Annotated in this window: 6 protein-coding genes; 3 read left to right on the forward strand and 3 right to left on the reverse strand. The window is 72.1% G+C overall.

The annotated features are described in order from the left end of the window. On the reverse strand, positions 1 to 1,410 hold a 1,410-nt coding region (locus MRBLMG1_RS34905; protein ID WP_367828173.1), incomplete at its 3' end, for a sigma-70 family RNA polymerase sigma factor. Between the two features lie 213 nt (positions 1,411 to 1,623). Next, positions 1,624 to 2,415, reverse strand: a complete 792-nt coding sequence (locus MRBLMG1_RS34910) for a TetR/AcrR family transcriptional regulator (RefSeq protein ID WP_414721710.1) — start codon at positions 2,413 to 2,415, stop codon at positions 1,624 to 1,626. A 353-nt stretch (positions 2,416 to 2,768) separates the two neighbouring features. Here MRBLMG1_RS34910 and MRBLMG1_RS34915 point away from each other — a divergent pair, with 353 nt between their 5' ends. Further along, the gene (locus tag MRBLMG1_RS34915) at positions 2,769 to 4,133 is read left to right on the forward strand and encodes an NAD(P)/FAD-dependent oxidoreductase (protein WP_367828175.1); all 1,365 of its coding nucleotides are present in this window, start codon (positions 2,769 to 2,771) and stop codon (positions 4,131 to 4,133) included. A 106-nt stretch (positions 4,134 to 4,239) separates the two neighbouring features. Then, positions 4,240 to 5,901, forward strand: coding sequence for an ATP-binding SpoIIE family protein phosphatase (locus MRBLMG1_RS34920; RefSeq protein ID WP_367828176.1), 1,662 nt, complete (start codon positions 4,240 to 4,242; stop codon positions 5,899 to 5,901). Here the strand turns inward: MRBLMG1_RS34920 and MRBLMG1_RS34925 are convergent. Continuing rightward, positions 5,898 to 7,169 (reverse strand): MFS transporter, encoded by a 1,272-nt coding sequence (locus MRBLMG1_RS34925; protein WP_367828177.1) that lies wholly within the window; start codon positions 7,167 to 7,169, stop codon positions 5,898 to 5,900. The two genes, MRBLMG1_RS34920 and MRBLMG1_RS34925, sit on opposite strands and share 4 nt — an antisense overlap. A 154-nt stretch (positions 7,170 to 7,323) precedes the next feature. Between MRBLMG1_RS34925 and MRBLMG1_RS34930 the strand changes: the two genes are divergently transcribed. Next, positions 7,324 to 7,890, forward strand: a complete 567-nt coding sequence (locus MRBLMG1_RS34930) for a MarR family winged helix-turn-helix transcriptional regulator (RefSeq protein WP_367828178.1) — start codon at positions 7,324 to 7,326, stop codon at positions 7,888 to 7,890. The last annotated feature ends 531 nt before the right edge of the window (positions 7,891 to 8,421 follow it).

Raw genomic sequence — 8,421 nt, forward strand, 5'->3', positions numbered from 1 at the left:
CTTCGCGGGCGCGCCGAGGCCCTCGGCGGCGGCCCCGCCGGAGGCCGCGCCGCCCGAGGAGCCGGAGGCGGCGGCCGCCGCGCCCGCACCCGCGGCGGTGCCACCGGCGACGACCCCGGCGGCCTTGAGGGAGTACCCGGCGGCGAACCAGCCGATGACGGCGACCGGAAGCAGCGCGGGGATCCCGGCGTTGACGTGCGCGAGTTCACCCGCGGCGAGTCGGCACTTGGCGCACTCCTCCAGGTGCTTGCGCAGGCCCCGCTCGGCCCGCATCCGCAGCCCGCCGCGGGCGTAGGCGCCGAGCCGGTCCGCGTAGCGGGCGCAGTCGCCTTCCGCGGTCAGTGACTGGCTGACGTGGGCCTGGAGGTAGGCCTGCTTGAGGCCCTCGCGGGCCCGGCTGGCGAGGACGGCCGTGGCGTTGGCGGTGAGACCGAAGAGGGGGGCGACGTCGCTCGGCGACTCCTCCTCGACGGTGGTGTGCCACAGCACGGCCTGCCAGCGCTCGGGCAGCGACCGGAAGGCCTGCATGGCGAGCGACTGCTCGGCCTCGTGCATGGCGCGGACGTCGGCGCCGAGGTCCATCGTGTCCTGGTCGGACACCTCGGACGAGCGGGCGGCCTCGGCCGCGAAGACGGCGAAGTCCTCGACGAGGTGCTCGCGCTTCTGGGTCCTCGCCCAGTTCGCCGCGACCCGCCGGACGGTGGTCATGAGGTAGGCGCGGACGGCCTGTTCGGGCCCGGCGCCGCCCCGCACGGCCTGCAGGGTGCGGGCGAACACCTCGGCCGTCAGGTCGTCGGCGGTGTGCGCGTCCCGGCAGCAGGTCCTCGCGTACCGCCGCACGGCGTCGGAGTGGCGGCGGAACAGCTCCTCGTACGCGGACCCGTCGCCGTCCCGCATGAGCTGCACGAGCTCGGAGTCGGACGGCAGCAGCGGCAGCGGTGGCGGCAGTACGCCGTCGGACTCGTCCTCGCCCTCGGCCCCGGAAGGGCCGCCGGAAGACGGGTCGGCGAAGGTGTCGGGAAAGGCATCGGGAAAGGTGGCGGGAGCAGCGTCGGGCGCGTCGTGGGACGCCCCGGGAGCGTCCCGGTACCCGGGTCCGGCCGTCGCGCGGTCGGCGAGCCCGCCGGCCACCGCGCCGGCAGAACCGGAGGACTTGCCCTCCCGCTGCTGCGGCACGCTCGGGTCGAACTGTTCGGGAGATCCCGGCGGAGCCGTCGCGCCGCCCTGACCGGGCACGCCCGTCACACCGCCCTGACCCGGGCCGCCCGTCGTGCCGGCCGCACCGGATCCGCCCGGCGTGCCGGAGAGACCTCCGGGTCCGCCCTGGCTCGGCACCTGTCTCGGGGGAAGTCCCCCGGGCTCCGCGCCACCGCCGTCGCCCAGCGGTTCGTCCCGACCGTCACCGCTCATCGCGGAAGCCCCCGTACGCACGCCCAGACCCGAACACCGGCCAAGACTGCCACAGGGCGCGGGCACGCCGAAGCGCCGCGTCCACTTACCACTCGTCCGGGCAGACTTCCGGGATCCGGGCGTAACCGCTCACACGTTCGTGTCATGCTCGTTGGTCCGCCCGGACCACGGAACAGCCGTCCGCCTACGGGACGCAGGAGAAGACCGCGGGACCTACCGGGACCGGAGGCCCTCCAGCAGGATGTCGAGGAGCCGCGCTGAGGCCGCCGCCTGCTGCACCGCGTCCGGCAGCGCCGGGGCGGCCGTGGCGATCACGAGGAGGACGTCCGCCACGGTCACGTCCGTCCGCAGCTCACCCGCCTCACGCGCCCGGTCGACGAGCCGGCCGACGACCTCGAGCAGCTCCGCCGCCCCCGCGTCGTCCCGCTCCTCCGCCGGCACGGCACGCGGCGCGACCACGCGGGCGTCGGCCTGCTCGGCGACACCCCGCTGGTACGGCACCCGGGCCGCGTCGTCACCGTCGTCCGCCAAGGGCAGCACCGAGGGCTCGTCCACGCCGACCCGCAGCACCTGCGGCGGAAGGAGACGGCCCGCGCCCGAGGCGACCGAGGTCCGCAGGAACCGGGAGAGCGCCGACCACGGCTCCTCCTCCTGGCCCAGCGCGGCCCGCGCCTGCTCGGTCAGCCGGGAGGTCTCCTCCTCGGCTATCCGCCGCACCAGCACGTCCTTGCTGGGGAAGCGGCGGTAGACCGTGCCGACCCCGACCCGGGCGCGGCGCGCCACGTCCTCCATCGGAGCGCCGTAGCCGAGTTCGCCGAACACCTCGCGCGCGGCGCGCAGGACGTGCTCCAGATTGCGCTGGGCGTCCACCCGCAGCGGCGCGGACCTGCCGCCGGGCACCACCATTCCGTTGCGCGGTTCGGGGGCAGCGCCCCCCGTACCGTGGCCGTCGTCGACGATCGCCGTCCCGGCGCCCATCGGCCATCGCGAATCCTGAATCTGCATAAGCGTTCCCCCGCTCATGATGTCTCCCCCCGGAGACTCCCCGCCCTGATACGGGGTTTCCGGTCGATCAGCGCTCAGGTCCACGCGCTCCGATCCGACACCCCGACGAAGTACGAACATAGTTGAGTCGGGGTCAATTCAGAAGGGGAAGTTCCGTACGGTGCGCCCCCCGATCGGAGCAAGGCCCGGAAGACTCCCGATTCCGACCCCCTTTCCGCCCCTCTCCACCCGCCGTGACCTGCGTCGATACCTCCGCACACCCATGACGCGCCACCCCGCGCCTCCGTACCCCTCCGGTCACACAATTTGCCGAGCCTGTGGACAAACCACGGACGGGGGTGCGTCATGGGACAGTGACCGAACCTGCGCGCATTCTCGTGGTCGGCGGCGGATACGTCGGCATGTACACCGCGCTGCGCCTCCAGCGGCAGCTCAGGGCGGAGCTCAGAGCCGGCGCCGCCGAGATCGTGGTGGTCACCCCCGAGCCGTACATGACGTACCAGCCGTTCCTGCCCGAGGCGGCCGCCGGCTCCATCTCCCCGCGCCACGTCGTCGTGCCGCTCCGCCGGGTCCTCGACCGCTGCCGGATCGTCATCGGCGAGGTCAGGTCCGTCGACCACGCGAAGCGGACCGCGACCCTCGCCACCCTCGCCACCGAGGAGGAGGGCACCGGCGCGACCGAGCTCACCTACGACGAACTGGTCATCGCGCCCGGCTCCGTCTCCCGCACCCTCCCGGTCCCCGGCCTGGCCGACCACGGCATCGGGTTCAAGACCGTCGAGGAGGCCATCGGCCTGCGCAACCACGTCATCGAGCAGATGGACATCGCCTCCTCCACCCGCGACCCCGCGATCCGCGACGCCGCCCTCACCTTCGTCTTCGTCGGCGGCGGCTACGCGGGCGTGGAAGCCCTCGCCGAGCTGGAGGACATGGCCCGCTACACGTCCCGGTACTACCACAACGTCAAGCCGGAGGACCTGCGCTGGGTCCTCGTCGAGGCCTCGGACCGGATCCTCCCCGAGGTCGGCGAGGAGATGGGCCGGTACGCCATCCGCGAGCTGCGCGGCCGCAACATCGACGTGCGCCTGCAGACCCGCCTCGACTCCTGCGAGGACCGGGTCGCCGTCCTCAGCGACGGCACCCGCCTGCCCACCCGTACCGTCGTCTGGACGGCCGGCGTGAAGCCCGCGCCGCTCCTCGCCGCCACCGACCTGCCGTTGAACGAACGCGGCCGGCTCCGCTGCACCGCCGAACTCGCCGTCGACGGCGTCGCCCACGCCTGGGCCGCCGGCGACGCCGCCGCCGTCCCCGACGTGACCTCACGGGAGACCGGCAAGGAGTGCGCGCCCAACGCCCAGCACGCCGTCCGGCAGGCCAAGGTCCTCGCCGAGAACATCGCCGCCTCCCTGCGGGGGCAGCCGCTCAAGCAGTACGCGCACGCGTACGCCGGCTCCGTCGCGTCCCTCGGCCTCCACCAAGGGGTCGCACACGTGTACGGGCGCAAGCTCAAGGGATATCCGGCGTGGTTCATGCACCGCGCCTACCACCTCAGCCGGGTGCCCACCTTCAACCGCAAGGCCCGGGTCCTCGCCGAATGGACCCTGTCAGGCCTGTTCAAACGGGAGATCGTCTCCCTCGGCTCGCTGGAACACCCCCGCGCCGAATTCGAACTCGCCGCCGCCCCACCCCCCGACCCCGGCGACAAGCCGTCGTCCTGACATCACTGTCAGTGCACTCGTCCACACTGGACGTGTGACCATAGGTGGGCTCACACCTGCACAGCGTGACTCTGCACGGCACCGACACCACGAGGCATACAGATCCGTGAACTTCACCCGTTGGAGCGCCCGGCTCCCCGGCACGCAGCGCCGCGCGGCGCGGGGGACCGAAGGCTCCGTGCCCGCAGCCCGCGGTGAGTACGGGCAGCAGCTGGAGCAGCTCGCCGGCGCCGCCGAGGCCGCCGACGTCCCCGCCCTGGAGGACTTCTCCGTACGGGAGCTCCTCGGCCGCCTCCCCGGCCTGGTCGCACTCGCGTACGGCCCGGAGCACCGCATCGCGTACGTGAACGACGCCTACGCCGCCGCGTTCGGCCCACGCCCCGCCGGCGCGACCGTCGCCGACACCTGCCCCGAGGCCGAGGAACTCGGCCTGCTCCCGCTCATGGACCAGGTACTGCGCAGCGGCAAGCCCCGCACGGTCAAGTCGCGCCGCACCCAGGACGGCGGGTCGTACACGGTCACCTGCCTGCCCGTGGACAGCGCCCACATCGACGGCGGCGGCGTCCTCGTCCACGCCGCCGACGTCACCGACCACGCCGAGGCGGCCGAGCGACTCCGGGCCAGCGAGCGCCGCCACCGGGAGACCGCCGTCACGCTCCAGCGCTCCCTGCTCCCGCAGGAGCTGGAACAACCCGACGACCTGCGCATCGCCGCCACCTACCAGCCCGGCGGCACCGACGCGGCCGTCGGCGGCGACTGGTACGACGTGATCACCCTCGGAGCCGGCCGCACCGCACTCGTCATCGGCGACGTCATGGGCCGCGGCGTGCGCGCCGCCGCCGTCATGGGCCAGCTCCGCACCGCCGTCCGGGCCTACGCGCGCCTGGACCTGCCCCCGCACGAGGTGCTCCAGCTCCTCGACGGCCTCGCCGCCGAGATCGACGCCAGCCAGATCGCCACCTGCGTCTACGCGATCCACGACCCCAGCGAGGGCAAGCTCGTCTACGCCTCCGCAGGCCACCTCCCGATCCTCGTCCGCGACGAGGACGGCACCGTCCGCTGCGCCGAGGACCCCACCGGACCGCCGCTCGGCACCGGCGGCTGGCTGCACACCTCCGGCTCCATCGCCCTGCCGCCCGGCTCCACCGCCGTCCTCTATACCGACGGCCTCGTCGAGCGCCGCCGCGAGGACATCGACGAGGGCGTCGCCGCCCTGGCCCGCGCCCTCTCCGGCGCCAGCGGCACCCCGCAGGTCGTCTGCGACCGGCTCCTGCGCTCCCTGGGGGTCACCGCCGACCACGACGACGACGTGGCCGTCCTCGTCGTCCAGCACCCCTCGCGCGCCGGAGCGGACGCCGAGCTCTTCCACAACGCGGCCCTTGAACTCCTCGGCGGCGTCGAAGCCGCGCCCCGCGCGCGTGCCTTCGCCTCCGGCGTCCTGTCGAGCTGGCGCTTCCCCGTCGAACTCCGCGACCTGGGCGTCCTCGCCACCAGCGAGCTCGTCGCGAACTCCCTCCAGCACGGCACCCCGCCCATGCGGCTGCGGCTGCGCCGCACCGACCGCCGCCTGATCATCGAGGTCACCGACGGCGACGACCACCTCCCGCGCCGCCGCAGGGCGGAAACAGAAGACGAGGCGGGTCGCGGGATCTCCATCATCGCGACGATCGCCTCGTCCTGGGGAAGCCGCCGCACACCGGGCGGCGGCAAAGCGGTCTGGTGCGAGTTCGCCCTCCCCGACCGCGTGGCCGTGGAGGACACGCTCTAGGCGGCCGCCTCGACCTTCCGCTCCGGCTGGTGCCGCGCCACGACCTTCGACGGCCGGGGAGCCAGCGACGGCTGGTTCTGCTCCGGGGTCAGCTGCCGGCCGAGCCGCACGGCCAGGAACGTGATGCCCAGCGAGAAGAGCACGAACGTCACGATGTACGGCCCGTGCAGCGCGGCCCCCATGGGCCCGCCCACGGCCGGACCGACGGCCAGCGCCAGCTGCTTGACCAGCGCGAACGCCGAGTTGTACTGCCCGACCATCGACTCCGGCGCCAGATCGGCCACCAGCGGCGCCACGGTCGGCGACAGCATCGCCTCACCGAGCCCGAACAGGGCGTACGTGGCGACGAACGCCGCCGTCGCCATCGCCTGGCTGCCGTGCCCGAGGCCCGCGTACCCGGCGATGAGCCACGCCACGGTCCAGATCAGACCGACGGCCGCGATCACCCGGGACCGCTTGCGGCGCTCCACGAACTTCAGCACCAGGAACTGCGCGGCCACGATGACCGCCGTGTTGGCGGCCAGCGCCAACCCGAGCGCCGACGGCTGGATGCCGGCGGCCTCCGTGCCGTACGCGGCGAGACCCGACTCGAACTGTCCGTAGCAGGCGAAGAAGAGGACGAAGCCGAGGACGCACAGCTGCACCATCGCCTTGTGCCCGAGCAGCGCCCGCACACCGCCGCCCTTGCCGCCCTCGGAGGGACGCGCACCCTGGAGCGCCGGCGAACCGGGCATCCGCACGGTCCCCACGATCGCCGCGAGCACCAGGAACATCGCCGCCTCGATCGAGAACAGCAGGATGAAGCTGCCGGGACGGCTCGTGTCGACCAGCAGACCGCCGATCAGACCACCGATACCCAGCCCCAGATTCTGCAGGAAGAACTGCATGGCGAAGGCCCGGGTCCGGCCGACCGGCGCCGAACACCAGACGATCATCGTCGCGAGGGCCGGCTGCAGCACCGCCGTACCGGCGCCGAGCAGCGCCGCCGCGCCCACGGCCGTCGGCACGCTCGACGCGAAGCCCATGCCCACCGCACCCACGGCGGCGACCACCGAGGCCACCAGGAGCACGGGCACCGGCCCCCGCCGGTCGATGGCCCGCCCACTGAAGGGCAGCACCACCAGTGCGGCCATGGCGAAGACCGCCAGGACGATGCCCGCCGTTGCCGCACCCAGATCCCGCACCTGTGCGACGTACACATAGAGGTACGGCACCGTGAAGCCGAGTCCGAACGCGCTCAGCGCGCTACCTGCCTGAATCCGGCGCATCGCTGCGCCCCTCGCCTCGGTCACACTCACCCACTTCGGTCGCAGGTTCAGAGGTGTAGCCCTGAACCTTGAAGACTTCAACACTAAAGTTAACGGCTTAACAGTACACACTGAAGGACTTCAATGCCAACGAGGCGCGTGGGATACTCGCCGCATGTCCGACACCACCGAGCGGTCCGGTCAGCAGGCCCCCCAGGAGCCGAGCCTCGACGAGCAGATCGCCGCCTATCAGCGCGAGTTCCGCGACCTCGACCCCCAGGTCGAGAAGGTCGTCTCCGCCCTCGGCCGGCTCAACCGCCGCATGAACGTGGCGTACGGCCGCCAGCTCGCGGACCTCGGCATCAGCAACGCCGAGTGGGAGGTCCTCAAGACCCTGGTCCTCGCCGGCGAGCCCTACCGGCTCGGCCCCGGCGAGCTCGCCAAGCGCCTCGGCCTCACCCCGGCCGCGATGACCCACCGCATCGACCGCATGGCGGGAGAAGGCCTGGTCACCCGCGACCGCGACGAGAACAACCGCGTCCGCGTGATCGTCGAGCTCACCGACGAGGGCCGTACGAAGTGGCTGGAGGCCATGCGCATGGCCACCGCCTTCGAGGAGGACCTCCTCCAGGACCTCACAAGCGAGGAGCGGGGCGTCCTCGGCGAGGTCCTCATCCGCCTCCTCCGCCGCGTGGAGCTCACCCAGCCCGACGCCGGCGGCCGCCTGAAGGACCTCGACTGACCCTCCAGGCGGGGGTTGACACGCCCCTACCGGATGCGTAGTGTTCTCCGAGTTGTCACCGAGCCGGAACGGTTCTTCGACAACCACTCCCGCCGCTGATGCGGCACCTCTTACTCCGCACGATCTCCCCACCGGGACGAATTTCGGCATGCCGAAATTCATTTCGAATGGCTCGATTATGAGCCGCCGGGGAAATCCGCTAGAGTTTGAGACGTCGGAACGGCCCAACAGCCGGAAAGACAAACCCCGCTGACTGGGAATCAGACGCCGAAAGGATCTGATAGAGTCGGAAACGCCGGAAGGGCCCGGAGCGAAAGCAAAAGGGACCGGAAAGCACCGAGGAAATCGGATCGGAAAGATCTGATAGAGTCGGAAACGAAGGAAGCGCCCGGAGGGCCTGGAAGCAGGAACGAAGGAAGCGTCCGCACCTTGAGAACTCAACAGCGTGCCAAAAATCAACGCCAGATTAGTTGATACCCCGTCCATCTTCGGATGGCGAGGTTCCTTTGAAAGTCCTGCCGGCCCTTGTGG

The organism is Streptomyces sp. LMG1-1-1.1, from assembly GCF_040815545.1.
Taxonomy (GTDB): Bacteria; Actinomycetota; Actinomycetes; order Streptomycetales; family Streptomycetaceae; genus Streptomyces.